Source organism: Hymenobacter artigasi, from assembly GCF_012275535.1.
Taxonomy (GTDB): Bacteria; Bacteroidota; Bacteroidia; order Cytophagales; family Hymenobacteraceae; genus Hymenobacter; species Hymenobacter artigasi.
The window spans coordinates 479,379-498,951 of sequence record NZ_JAAVTK010000001.1 but is presented as its reverse complement, the minus strand read 5'-3'; the positions used below and the strand labels follow the sequence as shown (position 1 = coordinate 498,951).

8 protein-coding genes are annotated in these 19,573 nt (G+C 65.8%); 7 read left to right on the top strand and 1 reads right to left on the bottom strand.

What is annotated here, in order from left to right; genetic code table 11:
• The first annotated feature begins 4 nt into the window (after positions 1–4).
• The 6 genes from atpF to HBN54_RS01980 all read left to right on the top strand — a co-directional run bounded on the left by atpF (position 5) and on the right by HBN54_RS01980 (position 12,992).
• On the top strand, positions 5–505 hold the full coding sequence (atpF, locus tag HBN54_RS02005) for a F0F1 ATP synthase subunit B (RefSeq protein ID WP_168671466.1): 501 nt from the start codon (positions 5–7) through the stop codon (positions 503–505).
• 106 nt (positions 506–611) lie between these two features.
• Positions 612–1,172, top strand: coding sequence for an ATP synthase F1 subunit delta (atpH, locus tag HBN54_RS02000; protein WP_168671465.1), 561 nt, complete (start codon positions 612–614; stop codon positions 1,170–1,172).
• Positions 1,173–1,256: 84 nt separating this feature from the next.
• A complete protein-coding gene (gene atpA, locus HBN54_RS01995; protein WP_168671464.1) occupies positions 1,257–2,840 on the top strand; it encodes a F0F1 ATP synthase subunit alpha in 1,584 nt (527 codons plus the stop codon).
• A 101-nt stretch (positions 2,841–2,941) separates the two neighbouring features.
• On the top strand, positions 2,942–3,826 hold the full coding sequence (gene atpG / locus HBN54_RS01990; protein ID WP_168671463.1) for an ATP synthase F1 subunit gamma: 885 nt from the start codon (positions 2,942–2,944) through the stop codon (positions 3,824–3,826).
• Positions 3,827–4,070: 244 nt separating this feature from the next.
• Positions 4,071–4,424 carry a T9SS type A sorting domain-containing protein gene (locus HBN54_RS01985; protein ID WP_168671462.1) on the top strand — a complete coding sequence of 118 codons (354 nt, stop codon included), beginning with the start codon at positions 4,071–4,073 and terminating at the stop codon, positions 4,422–4,424.
• 387 nt (positions 4,425–4,811) lie between these two features.
• Entirely contained in the window at positions 4,812–12,992 is an 8,181-nt protein-coding gene (locus tag HBN54_RS01980) for an FG-GAP-like repeat-containing protein (protein WP_168671461.1), read from the top strand.
• Positions 12,993–13,123: 131 nt separating this feature from the next.
• On the opposite strand, the gene HBN54_RS01975 is transcribed toward HBN54_RS01980, so the two are convergent.
• Positions 13,124–13,321: a hypothetical protein gene (locus HBN54_RS01975; protein ID WP_168671099.1), complete on the bottom strand. Its 198-nt coding sequence runs from the start codon at positions 13,319–13,321 to the stop codon at positions 13,124–13,126.
• Between the two features lie 267 nt (positions 13,322–13,588).
• Between HBN54_RS01975 and HBN54_RS01970 the strand changes: the two genes are divergently transcribed.
• The gene (locus HBN54_RS01970) at positions 13,589–19,564 is read left to right on the top strand and encodes an FG-GAP-like repeat-containing protein (protein WP_168671460.1); all 5,976 of its coding nucleotides are present in this window, start codon (positions 13,589–13,591) and stop codon (positions 19,562–19,564) included.
• The last annotated feature ends 9 nt before the right edge of the window (positions 19,565–19,573 follow it).

Here is a 19,573-nt window from a genome sequence, read left to right as displayed (position 1 = left end):
ATCAATGCTGCCAGCTTTTTTATCCCCTGAACTCGGCCTGATTTTCTGGCAACTGGTTATCTTCCTGCTGGTACTGTTCCTGCTGGCCAAGTTTGCCTGGAAGCCGATTCTGCTCGCCCTCAAAGAGCGCGAGGACAGCATCGAAGGTGCCCTGCGCATGGCCGACCAGGCCAAAATTGAGATGCAGCAGCTGAAAGCCGGCAACGAGAAGTTGCTGACCGATGCCCGCCTCGAGCGTGACCGCATGATGCAGGAGGCCACCCAAATGGCTAACCAGCACCGCGAGACCGAAAAGGCCCGCGCCACCGCCGAAGCCAACACCATCATCCAGCAAGCTCGCGAAGCCATCCAGCAGGAGAAAAACGCAGCCCTGGCCGAAGTAAAAAATACCGCCGCCAAGCTTTCGCTCGACATTGCCGAGCGCATCCTGCGCCGCGAGCTGACCGACCCCGCCGCCCAAACGCAGCTGGTCGATTCTTACCTGAAAGACGTTAAATTGAACTAGGGTCTCGGGGACTTGGGGTCTTGGGAACTTGGTAATGTGTTCAACGAACCATTGCCAGGAAAACCAAGACCCCAAGTCCCAAAGTCCCCAAGACCCTACTAATAATATGGCTGACCAACGAGTAGCGGCCCGCTACGCCAAGTCGCTCCTCGACTTGGGCAAGGAGATGGGCACCCTGAGCGCAGTGAAAGCGGACATGGACCTGCTGAGCAAGACCATGGCCGAAAGCCGCGACCTGCGCCTGCTGCTACGCAATCCGATTGTGAAGCACGATAAGAAGCTGGCCATCCTAAACGCCATTTTCGGCGGCAAGGTATCGGACATGACCCTGCGCTTCTTCACCATCCTGACCAGCAAAAACCGCGAGTCGGCGATTGAAGGAATCGGGCCGGAGTTTCTGGCGCAGTACAACAGCATGCAGGGCATTCAGTCGGCGGAAGTAACGTCGGCAACGGCCCTCACGCCGGCTGCCCGCGCCGAAATGCAGGCATTGGTGACCAAGCAGACCGGCCTCACCGAGGTGCAACTCACCGAGAAAGTTGACCCCGAGCTCATCGGTGGCTTCGTGCTGCGGGTGGGCGACAACCAGATTGACGATTCCGTGCGCACCAGCCTGCGCAAGCTGCGCACGTCGCTGCAAGAAAATTCTTACCAACAAAAACTGTAGGGTATAGGGAAGTTGGGATAGGGGACACGCTCCCGCTGTCCCCACCCCATATCCCGAATTCCCTATACCTTATTCCCCCCAAAAATGGCAGAAGTACGTCCGGACGAAGTCTCCGCAATCCTGCGGCAGCAATTGTCCAATTTCAAGTCGGAAGCCGAGCTGGAAGAAGTCGGCACCGTATTGCAGGTCGGCGACGGCGTGGCCCGTATCTACGGACTGAGCAAAGCCCAGGCCGGCGAGCTGATTGAGTTCGAAAACGGCCTGCAAGGGCTGGTGCTGAACCTGGAAGAAGACAACGTGGGTGCCGTGATGCTGGGCGACTACTCGGAAATCCGGGAAGGCGCCACGGTGAAGCGCACCAAGAAAATTGCCTCCATCAAAGTTGGTGAGGGCATTGTGGGCCGCGTGGTAAACACGCTGGGCCAGCCCATCGACGGCCGTGGCCCCATCCAGGGCGAGCTGTATGAGATGCCCCTGGAGCGCAAGGCTCCCGGCGTAATCTTCCGCCAGCCCGTAACCGAGCCGATGCAAACCGGCATCAAGTCGATTGACGCGATGATTCCGATTGGCCGTGGCCAGCGCGAGCTGATTATCGGTGACCGCCAGACGGGTAAGTCGGCCGTGGCCATCGATACCATCATCAACCAGCGCGAGTTCTTCGAGGCCGGCCAGCCGGTGTATTGCATCTACGTGGCCATCGGCCAGAAGGCTTCTACGGTAGCCCAGGTAGTGCAGGCCCTCACCAAGGGCGGTGCCATGGACTACACCGTGGTGGTAGCCGCTTCGGCTTCCGACCCGGCTCCGCTGCAGTTCTACGCGCCCTTCACGGGTGCTGCTATTGGTGAATTCTTCCGCGATACGGGTCGTCCGGCCTTGGTGGTTTACGATGACTTGTCGAAGCAGGCCGTAGCTTACCGCGAGGTGTCGCTGCTGCTCCGTCGTCCTCCGGGCCGCGAGGCATACCCTGGCGACGTGTTCTACCTGCACAGCCGTTTGCTGGAGCGGGCCGCTAAAATCAACTCTTCGGACGAGATTGCGAAGAACATGAACGACCTGCCCGAGAGCATCAAGCACCTCGTGAAAGGTGGTGGTTCGCTGACGGCTTTGCCCCTGATTGAGACGCAGGCCGGTGACGTATCGGCCTACATCCCGACCAACGTGATTTCGATTACGGACGGCCAGATTTTCCTCGAGACCAACCTGTTCAACTCGGGCGTGCGCCCGGCCATCAACGTGGGTATCTCGGTATCGCGCGTGGGTGGTAATGCTCAGATTAAGTCGATGAAGAAAGTGGCCGGTACGCTGAAGCTTGACCAGGCCCAGTTCCGCGAGCTGGAAGCCTTCGCCAAGTTCGGCTCCGACCTCGATGCCTCGACCAAGCTCACCATCGAGCGCGGCCGTCGCAACCTCGAAATTCTGAAGCAGCCCCAGTACTCGCCCGTGAAGGTGGAGGACCAGGTGGCCATCATCTACGCCGCCACCAACGGCCTCCTCGACAACGTGCCCGTGAACCGTGTGCGTGAGTTTGAGAAGGAGTTTGGCCAGGTGATGAACTCCCGCTACCCCGACGTGCTGAAGGCCCTGAAAGCCGGCAAGCTCGACGACACTGCCACCAAGGCGATGCGCGAAGTAGCGAAGGACGTGTCGGCGAACTACGCAGCCAAGTAATCAATTAAGAATTAAGAATTAAAAATTAAGAATTGCTAACCCAGCCGGGTACCGCGAGGCTTAATTCTTAATTCTTAATTCTTAATTTTTAATTCAAAATAATGGCCAGTTTAAAAGAAGTCCGTAGCCGCATTCAGTCGGTGAGCAGCACGCAGCAGATTACCAAAGCCATGAAAATGGTGGCGGCAGCCAAGCTGCGCCGTGCCCAGGACAACATTATCCGGATGCGGCCTTATGCCCAGCGGCTGAACGCCATCCTGACCAACCTGACGCGCAATGCCGACGACGACATTGTGAGCGAATACGGCGTGGCCCGGGAGGTGCGCAAGGTGCTGGTGATTGCCATTACCTCGGACCGGGGCCTGGCGGGCGCGTTCAACTCGAACGTGTTCAAAGGCGTGAACGCAGCCATTGCTTCGCGCTACGGTAACCTGTCGGCGGCCAGCATCTCGGTGATGGCCATTGGCAAGAAGGCGCACGACTACTACGGCCGTCGCGGCCAGACGGTGGGCGACTACACTCATGTCTTCGCCAAGCTGTCGTTCGAGACGGTGCGGGCGGCGGCAGAAGTGGCCATGGAAGGTTTCCGCAACGGCACTTATGACGAGGTGGTGATGGTGTACAACGAGTTCCGTAACGTGGCGACGCAGATTATCCGCACCCAGCAGCTGTTGCCGCTGGTGCAGGAGGCAGCGCCAGCCACGGCTATGCCGGAGTCGAACGTGGACTACCTGTTCGAGCCTTCGAAAGAGGACATCGTGCAGACGCTGATTCCGCAGTCCATCAAGATTCAGCTTTACAAGGCGGTGCTGGAAAGCAACGCTTCGGAGCACGGCGCCCGCATGACGGCCATGGACAAAGCCACCGACAACGCCGGTGAGCTGCTCAAGGCCCTCAAGCTGACCTACAACCGGACGCGTCAGGCGGCCATCACGACCGAGATTCTCGAAATCGTGGGTGGTGCCGAGGCACTGGCGGCGGGTTAATTTCTGGCCTCCCGCACAATTTTAAAGGTCCCCTTCCGTTGGAAGGGGACCTTTTTTTATGGAGAATCGGTAAACGCGGACTTCAGCTTTCGAGTATGCGGAAAGGAGGACTGACGATGACGGAGGAGCAGGCAGGGCCGGTGCATGGACGAGTAATGACTATAGAGCGGAGCGCCTGATGCCGGGATAAGGGGGCGCTTGTTGCCGGTGGCCCCGGCGTTATTTTATCTAACTTATCCACGCTATGAGAAGCATTGTGTTATCGCCCCGTTTGGGCATGCTGGCAGTTCCGGCCCTGCTGGAGCTGTGGGCGCCGACCGCCCACGCGCAGGACCTGGCCCCGCTGGCCGACGTGAGCGTGTACCCAAACCCGGCCCATATTCGGGCCACGGTGCAAGTGCCGGCGGTGCCGGGAGCCAATACCGCCACCGTGACGCTCACCGATGCGCTCGGGGCCACCGTGTTTGAGCAGCCTGTGAGCCTGACCGGTGCCGGGGGCACCGCCGAAGTGCCGCTGCTGGGCCGAGTGCCTGGTATGTACCGAGTACAGGTGCGGGCCGGCGAGCAGCGCGTGGCCCGTACGCTGAAGGTGGAGTAGGGGGGAGGCCGCTGACTACGTGACCGCTGGTACAGTGCCGGTTGCGCCTGGCCATTGTGCTGGTTGCGCTGCGTCCGGCCGGGTTTGAATTGTCCTATTTGGGTAGGTGCTGAGGAGGTGTGGCCAACGCTTCCGGGCTGCGTGTGCCTGGCCGGGACTACACCAGTGCTGTTGCCAAACAACAGCAGCAGAAGGAGAATTCATGCTAAATCCCTTCGCATTTGGTAATCGTTACATAAGGAAAAATAATTATTACTTTTCTATGTAGTCATATATTTTATTAAGCTAGCTTTGTATCCGTTTAATTTTTTTATTACACTTTCTTTTTCAGGCTGTTGTGTTGAATAAAGCTGTGCTTTTACGCAATTGTCTATTCCCAATCTTTTTATGCAAAAAACCAATACCCATTCATGGCAGCTGGCTCGTCCAACTCGCTCCAACCCTCCGTTGCTGGCCTTGGTGGCGCGGCTGTTGCTAACGCTACTACTAGGCATCGGGCTGGTCCCGGCGGCCATGGCCCAGGCCATGACATTTACTGCCAATGGCGATGCCAGCGTTCAGGGGGGCAACTGCTATACCATAACGCCGAATGCCGGGGGGGCCACGGGCTCCATGTTCAGCAATTCCACCATTAGCCTGGCCTACAACTTCGACCTGAACTTTACCACCACCCTGGGCGGGGCCGATGGTATTGCGTTTGTGCTCCAGAACGGCGCGGCTACGGTCAATCCGGGCCAGAGTGGGTCCAACCTGAACTACTACGGCGGGGGGGGGATAGTCCCGTCGGTAGCCGTGGAGCTGGATACCTACAACAGTGGCACGGGCGGTACTTACAACGACAACGACAATTCGCACCTGGCGCTGGTGAAGAACAGTAGTTCTACACCGCTGCGGTACGCGGCCATTTCGCCCAACCTGAATTTTAACGGCGTCCGCACGTTTCGCGTGACCTGGAACGTGGCCACCACGACGCTCACCGTGTTTCTGGATGGGATACAGCAGTTCAGCTACGTCGACAATTTGGCTAGCACCACTTTCGGCGGCAGCCCGAATGTGCGCTTCGGCTTCACGGGCGCTTGCGGCGGCGCCGCCGGGCAGCAAACCGTGTGCGTGGGCACCCTGACCTACGTGTTGTCTCCCCTGAAGATAACAAGCCTGAGCCCGGCGCGCAACGCCAAAAATGTGGTGCGCACCAGCCCGGTGGGCATCACCTTCGACCAGGCCGTGAACGCGGCCACGGCCGGTAATGCGCGTGTGTTCAGCAGCCAGCGCGGTGGCCAGCTCGCGCGCGGCGGCAATGCCACGGCCAGCGGCAGCACCCTGACCGTGACCCCGGCCCAGGCCCTGCGCCCCGGCGAAACGGCCTTCGTGACCGTGCCGGCTTCGGTGCAGAGCAGCAGTGGCGGCGCGGCGCTGCCGCACGTGTACCAGTTCACGGCCGCCGCGGCCGTGGCTCCTGCAGCCTTCCCCGCCAGTGCCAGCGTTACTGTGGCGGCGGGCACGAACCCCCGCAGCGCGTTTGCGGCCGATGTGAACGGTGACGGCCACCTGGACTTGCTCGTGGCCAACCAGGTCAGCAATACGGTGAGCGTGCGCTTCAACAACGGCAGCGGCTTTTTCAGCGGCGGCAGCAATGTAGCGGTGGGGCCCACGCCCTTCTGCGTGACCGCCGCTGACGTAGACGGTGACGGCGACCTGGATATCCTTACGGCGAATCTTAACGCCAGTGGTACGGTGAGCGTGCGCTTCAACGACGGCAGCGGCGTCTTCAGCGGCACTACCGAAGTGCCGGTGGGCAGCCAACCCCAATTTGTGACGGCCGCTGACGTAGACGGTGACGGCGACGTGGATATCCTCACTGCCAATTATAACAGCCAAAATGTGAGCATCCGGCTCAACGACGGTAGCGGCAGCTTCGGCGGTGGCTCCGATGTGGCCACGGCCGCAGGCGGCTATCCCGTGTGTGTGACGGCGGCCGACGTGGACGGCGACGGCGACCTGGATTTTCTGGTGGCAAACTCTGGCGGCACCTTCGGCGTAAGCGTCCGGCTCAACAACGGTAGCGGCAGCTTCAGCGGCACCACCAACGTAGCGGCAGGCGCTGGGACCTCTGGGGTTGTGGCCGCCGATGTGGACGGCGATGGCGACCTGGACATCCTTGCGGCTAATTCCAGTGCTGGCACGGTGAGCGTGCGCCTCAACAACGGCAGCGGCGTTTTCAGCGGCGGCAGCGATGTAACGGTGGGGGCCAATGCCCAGAGTGTCGCGGCGGCCGATGTGGACGGCGACGGCGACCTCGATATCCTCACGTCCAATGCCGGTAGTAATTCCGCAAGTGTGCGGCTCAACGATGGCGTGGGCAACTACAGCGGCAGCACCAACTTAGCCGTGGGCACCCAGCCCCAGAACATCATTGCCGCCGACCTAGACAGCGACGGCGACCTGGATATCCTGGTGTCTAATTTTAGCACCAACAATGCGAGCGTGTTGCTTAACCAGGCAGCAGCCCCTGTCATCACGAGCTTCTCGCCCACCCCGGCCGGTACGGGCATCCCCGTTACCCTTACCGGCACGAGCCTGAGCGGCACCACCAGCCTGAGCATCAACGGTGCGGCAGCTACTATCCTGACCAACACGGCCACGGCCATCACCTTCCGGGTGCCAGCCGGGGCCACGGCCACCGGCACCAGCAGCGTGACTACGCCCGGCGGCACGGCCACCAGCACGGCTTTCACGGCCCTGCTGCCCCCCGGCAACGCCCTGGCCTTCGACGGCACCGACGACTACGTGAGCATCCCCAATACGGCGGCTCTGAGCCTGACCACCAACTTCACGATTGAAACATGGATTAAGCCCACGGGCACGGGCAACAACACGCAGAACGTCGTGTGTAAGTCGTCGACAACCGCTGGCACTGGCTACATCTTCCCGCGTACCGATGATACCTGGCAGAACCTGCGCATCTGGTTGAACAAGGGCGGCAGCTGGAGCCACTACACGGTACCCTACGGCGCGGCATATTTCAACCAGTGGCACCACGTGGCGGCCAGCTATGACGGCAGTACCGTACGCATATACATCGACGGGGTGGCCGTGACGCCTACCCTCACGGGTGGCAGTGCCATTACCGGCCCGATTAGCACCAACACCAATCCGCTCACGCTGGGCGCACAGCCGGGCCTTTCCACTGAGTTCTACAGCGGCGGCCTCGACGAGGTGCGCCTATATAACACCGTGCTCACTGCGGCGCAGGTGCAGAGCGACATGCTGAGCACCGCGCCCGCCGTACTGGCCAGCCTGGTGGCTTACTACAACTTTGATGAGGGTACACCCGCAGGTACAAACACGGGCCTTACGACCCTTTATGATGTAGCCTCCACTAACCACGGCACCCTCACTAATTTCGCCCTGACCGGCACGACCAGCAACTGGGTGGAGAGCTACGCCCTGGTGGTGCCCACCGCTACGGCCGCCACCAGCATAACAACCAGTGGCTTCACGGCCAACTGGACGGCCCCGGCCCTCGGCACCGTGGACAACGGCTACCGCGTGGATGTTTCGACGGGGAGCACCTTTGCCTCGGTCATCAGCGGCTCGCCCTTCACGGCCAGCAGCGGCACCAGCCTGGCCATTGCTGGCCTGGCGCCCGGCACCACCTACTACTACCGCGTGCGGGCCAATAAAACCTCGGTGACCGGCCAGGGCGACAACTCCAGCGTCATCACGGCCGCTACCTGCGCCCTGCCCGTGGCCATTGCCCAGAACGCGACGGTGACCCTGAGCGCCGGCGGCAACGCCACCCTGGCGGCTACCGCCGTGAACAACGGCAGCACCGCCAACTGCGGCGCGGCTGCCGCCGGTAGCCTCAGCGTGTCGCCCAGCACCTTCACCTGCGCCAGCGCAGTGCCGGCCACCGTGGCCCAGGCGCTGAGCTTCAATGGCAGCACCCAGTACGTGGAAGGCACCAACGCCAGCCTGCCCCTGGGCAACGCCGCCCGCACCATCGAAGCCTGGGTGTACCCCACGGCCGCGAATTCCAGCGGAGCCATCTTCAACTACGGTACGCCGACGGACAACCAGCGTGCGGGCCTGCTGCTGATTAGCGGGAAGCTCTACTACGTGGGCGAGAACCACGACCTGTCCGGTGCCACCACGCTCAGCCTCAATACCTGGCACCACGTGGCCGCCACCTACGACGGCACCACCCTCCGGCTGTACGTAGACGGCGTGGCCGACGGCTCCACCGTGCCGGGGGCCTTTGTTACTACGGGCACCGTCTGGCGCATTGCCCAGCGCTCGTACCCGCAGGCCGGTGAGTTCCTGACTGGTGCCGTCGATGAAGTTCGCGTGTGGAACGTGGCCCGCACGGCCGCCCAAATCAGCTCCAACAAGAGCATCGGCCTGCCCGGTGCCACCGCCGGCCTGGTGGCCTACTACCGCCTCAACGAAGGCAGCGGCACCACCGTGGCCGATGCCACGGCCTCCGCCAGCACGGGCACGCTCTACAACACCCCCACCTGGACCACCGCCGCCGCCCCCGTGGTGAACGGTACCCCCGTGACCCTGACCGTGACCGATGCCAGCGGCAACACCAGTACCGCCCCGGCCCTGGTGACGGTGACCGATAACATCGCCCCCACCGCCGTAGCTCAGAACGTGACCGTGGCCTTGAGCGCCAGCGGCACGGCCCCCGTAACCGCCGCCGCCGTGAACAACGGCAGCACCGATAACTGCGCCGTGCAAACGCTGGAGCTATTTGGGGTGGAGAAAGTGGTGAATGGCACCTTCGACACCAACGCCACCGGCTGGACGGCCGCGAACGTTGATGGCAACGGTGGCTACCGCAGCACCGGCGGCAACCCGGGCGGCATGTATATCCTCAACGACAACGGGAACTCGACCACCGACCCCACCCTGAGCCAGACCGTGACCGGCCTGACGGTGGGCGCAACCTACCTGCTGCGCGGCAGCTACGAGAACTTCTACAACTCCGGCGCGGTAGGAACGCCGGCCTTCGCCGTCGACCTCAACGGGACGCAGCTCAGCACCTTCCCCAACCCCGGGGTGGTGTGGACGCCCTTCTCGCTGCGCTTTACGGCCACGGCTACCAGCCACACGCTGGCTTTCCGGGGCGAGATTGGCACGACGGATATCGACATTGCCATCGACAACATCAGCCTGCTGCAGCTCACGCCCACCTTCACTTGTGCCAACCTGGGCGCCAATACTGTGGTGCTGGTGGCAACGGATGCCAGCGGCAACCAGAGCTCGGCTACCGCCATCGTGACGGTGACCGATAACATTGCCCCCGTATTCGCGGCCTGCGGCGCGGGCACCCCGGCCAGCCCCTTCACCAACCTGAGCTGCGCCAAGGGCGTGGCCACGGGCACCTACACGTTCAGCATTGGCGGCAACACCTTTCTGGGCTACGTAGACGGCACCACCGACGGCGGCGGCTGGGTTGAAATCCTGAACTACGTGCACCAGGGCGGCACCAACCCCGTCCTGAACGCGCGCACTACCAGCCTGCCGGTGCAAACCAGCGCCGCGCTGGGCACCGACGAGAGCGCCACTGCCGCCTGGGGCCACGCTGCCCCGGCCCTGGTAGCCGCCATGAACCCATTGGAAGTGCGCTTCTACGGCCAGACCTCGGCCCACGCCCGCATCATCCACTTCAAAACCTCGCTGGCCGGCGTACTCAGCTACCTCAAAACCGGCACCGGCTCCATGACGGGCATCGGCAGCAGCTTCACGGCGCTGCCCGGCCACACGGCCAACCTGCCGGCGGCAACAGTTGAATATTTCACCAACCAGGGTACTAGTGCCGCTACGGAATTTCCGTTCTGGAAATCCGGGACTTACCATTGGGGCATTAAGGGCTTGAGCAACCGCTGGGAAGTAGACGACTACCCGAACGGCCCTGGTGCCAGCACCGTCCACCGCATGTTTGTGCGGGGCAGCGCCACGGCCGTGGCCGGTGCCTCGGTAGCGGCCAACGCAGCCGCTGGTCAGTGCGGTGCCACCGTGACGCTGGCCGGCACCCAGGCCGTGAGCGACAACTGCACCGCCACCGTGACGTACAGCCCGGCTTCGGGCTCGTTCTTCGCCGTGGGCACCACCACCGTCACGGCTACCGCCACCGATGCCAGCGGCAACACCAGCAGCAGCAGCTTCCCGGTAACGGTGACCGATAACCTGGCGCCGGCTGCTGCGGGTAGCGGCCCCCTGCCGGCCGCGCCCGTGCTGGCTACCAGCAATGTGCCCGAGGCCGGTGGCTACGGGGTGCTCTATCAGCTCGACGTGCCCAATGTCGCGAACTTCAACGCGCTGGCCGCCGTGCCTTACACGGTGAACAACGCCGGCGCGGCTATTGCCAACCCGGCGCGCGTGGCCTACTTCATGGAGCTGAACGACGGCACCAGCACCAAGTGGGTGTGGGCCTCAATGGACAATTTTGCCGCCAACCTGACCCAGCTGGGCATCCCCAATCCCACGGCCAACAATAAGGTCTGGAGCCAGAGCGTGGCCAACCTGAACGTGTTTGCCAGCAGCAATGCCGGCGTGACCACCGGTACCAGCCTGGGCACCGGCCGCATCGAGATGTGGCGCTGGAACTATGGCACTGGTAACAGCGACAACGTGCCCGGTGCCAGCGGCAGCACCTATGACTTTGGCGACCAGGTTAGCAATAATGGCGACTACGGCTCTTTTCAGGTGCACAACGTGACGGCGGGCCAGACCCTGCTGGCCTATAACAACTGGGGCGGCACCGGCAGTGGCGGCGGTATCGGCAACATTGGAATTGGCAGTCAGGCGGTCGGCATCGGCCACCCCGACTGGACGTTCCAGTACAATGCCAGCAGCTACACCGTGAAGCGCATTTACATTCTGGTGCCCAACAACAGCGCCTTCACCCAGCCGGCTACGGTGGCGCTGAACGCGGCCGGTTCGGCTACGGTTACCAACAGCCAGGTATACACCGGCGCTACCGACAACTGCGGGGTGAGCTCGGTGGTGGTAACGCCCAACACGTTCAGCTGCGCCCAGGTGGGTACCGTGCAGACCGTGGCCGTGGCCGTGAGCGACGCCAGCGGCAACACCACCACGCAGTCGGCTTTCGTGACCGTGACCTCGCCCGCGCCCACCGTGGCTACCTGGCTGGGCACCAGCAGCAGCAGCTGGACCGACTGCAGCAACTGGCAGTACGGCACCGTGCCCTCGGCCACGACCGATGTGGTGATTCCCGTGGTGAGCCCCGCCACCTACCCGCTGCTGGCCACCGGCACCGGGGCTGCCAAAAGCCTGACCCTGGCCAGCGGCGCCAGCCTGACCGTGGCCAGCGGCGCCACCCTGCAGGTGAACGGCGACTGGACCAACAACGGCGGCACCGCTACCCTCACGGGCACCGTGGCCTTTGTGGGCACCGGGGCCACCCAGGCGCTGGGCGGCACGGCCTCCACGGCCTTCAGCACCGTGGTAGTGAACAAAGCCAGCGGCACCGTGCAGCTGGGCCAGACCCTGACCATCAACGCGGGCCTGACGCTGACCAGCGGCACGCTCACCACCACTGCCAGCTACCAGGTGAACATGGGCAGCTCGGCCGCCATCAGCGAGAGCGAAACCAGCTACGTGAATGGCAAAGTGGTGATGAACCGGGTACTGACTGCCGGCGCGGCGCAGGCCTTCAGTGGCCTGGGACTCACGCTGACGCCCGCCGCCGGCTCCACTGCCCCCGGCAGCACGCTGCTTACCCGCGTCACCGGCACGGCCCTGACCGGGGCCGGCACCAGCCAGAGCGTGCAGCGCTACTTCGACATTCAACCCGCCGTGAACACCGGCCTGAACGTGACGCTGGCCTTCGCCTACTTCACCCACGAGCTCAACGGCATCGCGGTGGCCAACCTGGCGATGTACAAGTCTACCACGGCCCTCACCGGCCCCTGGCAGCAGCAGCGCTCCACCACGGCCGGCCCCAATGTAGTGACCAAAACCGGCATCAGCGACTTCTCCATCTGGACGCTGGGCAACACGGCCAACCCGCTGCCCGTGGAGCTGAGCGACTTTACGGCCACGCTGGCCGGCAAGACGGCCGTGCAGCTCAAGTGGGCCACGGCCTCGGAGAAGAACAGCGCGTTCTTCGACGTGGAGCGCAGCCTCGACGGCCGCGCGTTTGAGCGGCTGGGCACGGTGGCGGCGGCCGGCAGTAGCACTGCCCCGAAAGCCTACGCCCTGCTCGATGGCAAACTGCCCGCCGGCCAGCCGGCCCTCTACTACCGCCTGCGGCAGGTAGACCTGGATGGCACTGCTACCTACTCGGTGGTGCGTAGCGTGGCGCTGAGCGGCGAGACGACGCTGGCCCTGTACCCCAACCCGGCCCACGCGGCTGCCACCCTCACGGGGGCGCAGCCCGGCACCCTGGTGACGGTGTTCGACGCGCTGGGCCGCCAGGTGACGGCCGCCACGGCCGATGCCACCGGTACCGCCGCCCTGGCGCTGCCTACCGGCCTGGCTTCGGGCGTGTACGTGGTGCGCAGCGGCCCCCACTCCCTGCGCCTGGTGGTGGAATAGTAGCCTTCGCTACTGCCTGAAGGAGGCCCCGATGCTGTGCATCGGGGCCTTTTTTTGTGGGGGTGGGGGCGGGGTGGGCACCTTCTCCCCGGCCCCCGGCCGGACGCGCCGCCTATAGCTCGGCCAGGCGGCTAGCGAAGGTGCCCCGCCGCCCGCTGGCGCAGGGCCGTGAGGTCGTCCGGGGCTAGCGCATGCGCCGCGAGGCCGGCGGGGGCGGGCGGCCCCAGGCCGGGCCTCCGGGGCCGGGGCCGAAGGCGGGGGCCGGCGGCGCGGTAGGTGCGGGGCGTAGAAAGGTTTCCAGACTTGTTTCTGATTAGGTAGTCGTGCATAAGTAATCTGATATTCGACGTATGCTCCGGTCCGACCGCTTTTCGCGGACGGTACCGGTCTAAAAACCACCGGTTCCGTCCGCACGACAACCGGTCCGACCGCCTAGGGCGGTCGGACCGGAGCCACGGCGCTTTCTAAACAGCTTCTACGCAGGTATAGCTGCTACCTTTACAGTTGTATCTATATATCTCGAATTAATTGCGGCAGGCTTTCCTGGTCAGGAGGCGAACCCGAAGGATGTATCCGACTGGTTCTTGGTCCTGCTTATGAAAAACTGCTGCACTGCCACCGGGCAACCGGCGCACCTGGGCCCGCCCGCGTCCGCAACCGTCGTTACCCGGCTGCTGCTGGCCCTGCTGCTGGCCCTGCCGGGGCTGGCCCGGGCCCAGACCACCTCCTTCGCCTGCACCGGCGGCACCCAGAGCTACGTAGTGCCGGCGGGCATTACCCAGCTGGCCGTAGTGGCCACGGGGGCCTACCACGGGGCCGTGGTGCAGGCCACCGTGGCGGTCACGCCCGGCGAAAGCCTGCGCGTGGAAGTGGGCGGCACGGGCAGCCCAAGCGGCCCTGGCGGCGGCGGCAACTCCATTCCGTACGGCTACAACGGCGGGGGCGGCAGTGGCAGCAGCGGCCGGGGCGGCGGCGCCACCGACCTGCGGCGCACGGGCACCAGCACCGGCGACTACCTCACCAGCCGCAACGCGCTGCTGGTGGCCGGCGGCGGCGGGGCCGAGGGCTATTCTGTTGCGCTCGATGCCTATTATGCCGGCGGCAGCGGGGGCACCCCCACCGGGGCCAACGGCTATGCAGCCGGGGCGGCGTATGCGGGGGGCGGCGCTACAAGCACCGCCGCCGGGGCGGGGGCAACGGGTGCTTCGGCCGGGGCGGCCAGCGTGGGCGGTACCAATACCGGGGTCGGGGGCAGCGGGGGCGGCGGCTACTATGGCGGCGGCGGCGGCGGCCAGGGGGGCAGCGGCGGCAGTGCCTCCGGCGGCGGCGGTGGCGGCGGCTCGTCGTGGGTAATGGCGGGCAGCACCACCATCAGCTACAGCACCAGTGCAGTGCCCGCCAACGGGGCCATGACCATCACGGCCATTGCTCCCACCGCCACGGCCACTCCCGCCGTGAGCGCGCCCGCCAACAGCGGCACGGTAACTACCGCCACGCCCACCTACAGCGGCACGGCCCCGGCCGGCAGCACGGTGCGCCTGTACGTAGATGGCAGCCTGCTGGGCACCACCACCACGGCCACGGCGGGCGGCACCTTCTCGCTGGGACAGCCCACGGCCCTGGCGCAGGGCAGCCACTCGGTAGCCGCCACGGCCCAGGCCAGCGGCCAGCTCGTGAGCGCCAGCTCGGCCACCAGCACGTTCACGGTCGTGGTGGTGCCGGTCATCAGCAGCTTTGCGCCCACCAGTGGGCCGGTGGGCACCAGCGTCACCATCACGGGCACGGGCTTCAACACCGTGGCGGGGCAGAACGTGGTGCTCTTCGGAGCCACGCGGGCGGCCGTGACGGCAGCCAGCGCCACCAGCCTGAGCGTGACCGTGCCGCCGGGCACCACCTACCAGTACCCCACCGTAACCAACCTAGCCAACGCCTTGACGGCCTACGCCCGCCAGCCCTTCGTGGTGACGCTGAGCGGGGCCGTGGCCTTCGCCGCCAAAGCGAGTATTGCCACTGGCTCCAGTCCCGTTGCGGTGAGCATCGGCGACGTGGACGGCGACGGCCGGCCCGACCTGGTTTCGGCCAACTACAGCGACAATACGGTGTCGGTGCTGCGCAACACCAGCACGGTGGGCACGGTCAGCTTCGCGGCGAAAGTCGATTTCGCCACCGGCTCCAGTCCCATTGCGGTGAGCGTGGGCGACGTGGACGGCGACGGCCGGCCCGACCTGGCCGTGGTCAACTACAGCAGCAGCACGGTGTCGGTGCTGCGCAACACCAGCACGGCGGGCACCGTCAGCTTCGCCGCCAGAGTCGATTTCGCCGTTGGCTCGTTTCCCCGCTCGGTCAGCATCGGGGATGTGGACGGGGATGGCCAGCCCGACCTGGTGGTGGCCAACAGTGGCAGCGCCACCGTGTCGGTGCTGCGCAACACGGGCACGACGGGCACGGTCAGCTTCGCCACCAAAGCCGACTTTGCCACCGGCACGAGTCCCCGCTCGGTGAGCATGGGCGACGTGGACGGCGACGGCCGGCCCGACCTGGCCGTGGGCAACTACAGCAGCGCCACGGTGTCGGTGCTGCGCAACACGGGCGCGGCGGGCGCGGTCAGCTTCGCCCCCAAAGCCGATTTCGCCACCGGCACGAGACCACTTGCGGTGAGCATGGGCGACGTGGACGGCGACGGCCAACCCGACCTGGTTTCGGCCAACTACAGCGACAATACGGTGTCGGTGCTGCGCAATACCAGCACGGCGGGCACGGTCGGCTTCGCCCCCAAAACCGACTTCGCCACCGGCACGACTCCCATTGCGGTGAGCATGGGCGACGTGGACGGCGACGGCCGGCCCGACCTGGCCGTGACCAACAATGGCCTGGTATCGGTGCTGCGCAACACGGGCGCGGCGGGCACGGTCAGCTTCGCGGCCAGAGTCGATTTCGTCACCGACAATAGTCCCTATTGGGTAAGCATCGGCGACCTGGATGGGGATGGTCGGCCCGACCTGGCGGTGGCTACCATCGGCACCAACCTGGTGTCGGTGCTGCGCCAAGTGGTGCCGCTGGTCATCAGCAGCTTCGCGCCCACCAGCGGGCCGGTGGGCACCAGCGTCACCATCACGGGCACGGGCTTCAACACCGTGGCGGGGCAGAACGTGGTGTTCTTCGGAGCCACGCGGGCGGCCGTGACGGCGGCCGGCGCCACCAGCCTGAGCGTGACCGTGCCGCCGGGCACCACCTACGAGTACCCCACCGTAACTAACCTGGCCACCGCCCTGACGGCCTACGCCCGCCAGCCCTTTGTGGTGACGCTGAGCGGGGCCGTGGCCTTCGCCGCCAAAGTGGACGCTGCCACCGGCAGCGTGCCCTACTCGGTCAGCATCGGGGACGTGGACGGCGACGGCCTGCCCGACCTGGTGGTGGCCAACAGTAGCAGCACCACCGTGTCGGTGCTGCGCAACACCAGCGCGGCCGGCACGGTCAGCTTCGCGGCGAAAGTCGATTTTGCCACCGGCACGACTCCCATTGCGGTGAGCATCGGCGACGTGGACGGCGACGGCCGGCCCGACCTGGCGGTGGCCAACTACGGCAGCAGCACGGTGTCGGTGCTGCGTAACACGGGCACGGCGGGCACCGTCAGCTTCGCCGCCAAAGTCGATTTCGCCGTTGGCTTGTATCCCTACTCGGTGAGCACGGGCGACCTGGACGCCGACGGCCGGCCCGACCTGGCCGTGGCCAACAGTGGCAGCGCTACGGTATCGGTACTGCGCAATACCAGCGCGGCGGGCACGGTCAGCTTCGCCACCAAAGCCGATTTCGCCACCGGCACGAATCCGCTTTCGGTGAGCATGGGCGACGTGGACGGCGACGGCCGGCCCGACCTGGCGGTGGCCAACTATGGCAGCAATACGGTGTCGGTGCTGCGCAACACCAGCGCGGGGAGCACCATTGATTTCGCCGCGAAAGTGGACTTTGCCACCGGCAGCGTGCCCTACTCGGTGAGCATCGGCGACGTGGACGGCGACGGCCGGCCCGACCTGGCCGTGGCCAACAGTGGCAGCAGCACCGTGTCGGTGCTGCGCAATACCAGCACGGCGGGCACGGTCAGCTTCGCCACCAAAGCCGACTTTGCCACCGGCACGAGTCCCCGCTCGGTGAGCATGGGCGACTTGGACGGCGACGGCCGGCCCGACCTGGCCGTGGGCAACTACAGCAGCGCCACGGTATCGGTGCTGCGCAACACGGGCGCGGCGGGCACGGTCGGCTTTGCCGCCAAAGCCGATTTCGCCACCGGCACGAATCCGCTTTCGGTGAGCATGGGCGACCTGGACGGCGACGGCCGCCCCGACCTGTTGGCAGCCAGCAATGGCAGCAACACGGTGTCGGTGCTGCGCCAGGTGGTGCCGGTGCCCACCATCAGCAGCCTCGCGCCCACCAGCGGCGTGGCCGGCACGGTTGTCACCCTCACCGGCACCTACCTCACCGGGGCCACCGTGGTGGCGGTGAACGGCGTGGCCGTGTCGCCCACCGCCGTCACGGCCACCACCTGCACCTTCGTGGTGCCGGCCGGGGCCAGCCCCACCCAAAGCATCAGCGTGACCACGCCCGGCGGCCCCAGCGTGGCCAGCACCGCCTTCACGGTGCGACTGGCCGTGGCCGGCACCAGCCCGGCCGCCAATGCCCGCACCGCCCCCCCGTCGGGCTCGGCCGTGGCCATCACCTTCACGGAGCCGGTCACGGCGGCCTCGGCTGGCACCATGCGGGTGTTTTCGGCCCAGCTTGGGGGCCGCAAGGCCGGCGCGGTGGCGGTGGCCGGCAGCACGGCCAGCTTCGCGGCCACGGCCGGCACGCCGCGCACCAGCTTCGCCCCCGGCGAAGTGGTGAGCGTGACCCTGCCGGCCGGCGTGCTGGGGGCGGGCGGGCTGGCCGCCGGCAAGCGCGTGTACCAGTTCACGACGGCAGTGAGCGGCCCGGGCCGGGGCGACTTCCAGCCCGGCTCGGCCCCGGCCGTGGGCCTCAATCCGCAGTGCCTAGCCACCGGCGACGTGAACGGTGACGGCTACCCGGACGTGGTGACGGCGAACTACGGCGCGGGCACCGTGAGCGTGCGCCTGGGTACCGGCACCGGCACCTTCGTGCCGGCGCCGGAGGTGAGCGTCGGCGCCCAGCCGGTGTGCCTGGCCCTGGCCGACGTGGACGGCGACGGCGACCTCGACCTGCTGGTGGGCGTGGGCAGCACGGCTACCCTCAACGTGCGCCTCAACGACGGCAGCGGCGGCTTCAGCGGCAGCCAGAACGTGCCGGTTGGCAGCCTGCCCACCATTGTGGCCCCGGGCGACGTGGACGGCGACGGCGACCTCGACTTTGTGGTATCCAATGGCTCGGCCAACACGGTGAGCGTGCGCCTCAACAACGGCAGCGGCGTCTTCAGCGCCCCGGCCACGGGGGCCGAAGTAGCAGTGGGCAATGGCCCGTATAGCGTGGCCCTGGGCGACCTCGACGGCGACGGCGACCTGGACTTCGCCACGGGCAATATCAGCGCCAATACGGTGAGCGTGCGCCTCAACGATGGGACGGGGGGCTTTAGCGCGCCGGCTGCCAATGCGGAAGTGGCCGTGGCCGCCGGGCCCAACGGCCTGGTGCTGGGCGACCTCGACGGCGACGGCGACCTGGACCTGGCCGTGGCCGGCTCGGGCACCAACGTGGCCACGGTGCTGCGCAACGACGGCACGGGCAGCCTGGGCACCCGCACCGATGTGCCCACCGGCACCAACCCCAACTTTGCCGCGCTGGGCGACGTGGACGGCGACGGCGACCTCGACCTGCTCACGGCCAACAATTCCGGCAGCCTGAGCGTGCGCCTCAACAACGGCAGCGGCACCTTCGCGGCCCCCTTCACCAACCCCAACCCGGCCGTGACCGGAATGCTCGCGATGGTGGTGCTGGGCGACGTAGACAACGACGGCGACTTGGATGCCCTGGCCATTTCCAGCAGCAACGCGCTCATCGTGCGCCTGAACCAGGGCCCCGCGCCCCTGCCCGTCGAGCTGGCGGCCTTCACCGCCACGGCCGCCGGCCCGGCCGCCGTGCGCCTGGCCTGGGCCACGGCCAGCGAGAAGAACAGCCTGGTCTTTGAGGTGGAGCGCAGCCTCGATGGCCGCACGTTCGGGCGCGTGGGCACGGTGGCGGCGGCGGGCAGCAGCAGCAGCCCCCGCACCTACGGCCTCCTGGATAACCAGGTCCCCAAGCCCCTAAGTCCCCAAGCCCCTATTTACTACCGCCTGCGGCAGGTCGATGCGGATGGCACGTTCAGCTACTCGCCCGTGCGTACGGTGGGGCTATCGGGCGCGGCCGCCGGGCTGGCGCTGTACCCCAACCCGGCCCACGCCGGCACGGCCACGCTCACGGGGGCGCTGCCCGGCACGCTGGTTACGGTGTATGACGCCCTGGGCCGCCAGGTGACTTCAGCTCCGGCCGACGCCACGGGCACGGCCGCGCTGGCGCTGCCGGTAGGGCTGCCGGCGGGCGTGTACGTGGTGCGCGCCGGCACTAAAGCGGTGCGCCTGACGGTGGAGTAAGCTCCTACG

What these genes read in the sequence shown, in the direction of transcription:
- HBN54_RS01980 (WP_168671461.1), top strand. Translation starts at nt 4,812, where the DNA reads ATGCAAAAAACCAATACCCATTCATGGCAGCTGGCTCGTCCAACTCGC.
- atpG (WP_168671463.1), top strand. Translation starts at nt 2,942, where the DNA reads ATGGCCAGTTTAAAAGAAGTCCGTAGCCGCATTCAGTCGGTGAGCAGC.
- HBN54_RS01985 (WP_168671462.1), top strand. Translation starts at nt 4,071, where the DNA reads ATGAGAAGCATTGTGTTATCGCCCCGTTTGGGCATGCTGGCAGTTCCG.
- HBN54_RS01970 (WP_168671460.1), top strand. Translation starts at nt 13,589, where the DNA reads ATGAAAAACTGCTGCACTGCCACCGGGCAACCGGCGCACCTGGGCCCG.
- HBN54_RS01975 (WP_168671099.1), bottom strand. Translation starts at nt 13,321, where the DNA reads ATGCACGACTACCTAATCAGAAACAAGTCTGGAAACCTTTCTACGCCC.
- atpH (WP_168671465.1), top strand. Translation starts at nt 612, where the DNA reads ATGGCTGACCAACGAGTAGCGGCCCGCTACGCCAAGTCGCTCCTCGAC.
- atpA (WP_168671464.1), top strand. Translation starts at nt 1,257, where the DNA reads ATGGCAGAAGTACGTCCGGACGAAGTCTCCGCAATCCTGCGGCAGCAA.
- atpF (WP_168671466.1), top strand. Translation starts at nt 5, where the DNA reads ATGCTGCCAGCTTTTTTATCCCCTGAACTCGGCCTGATTTTCTGGCAA.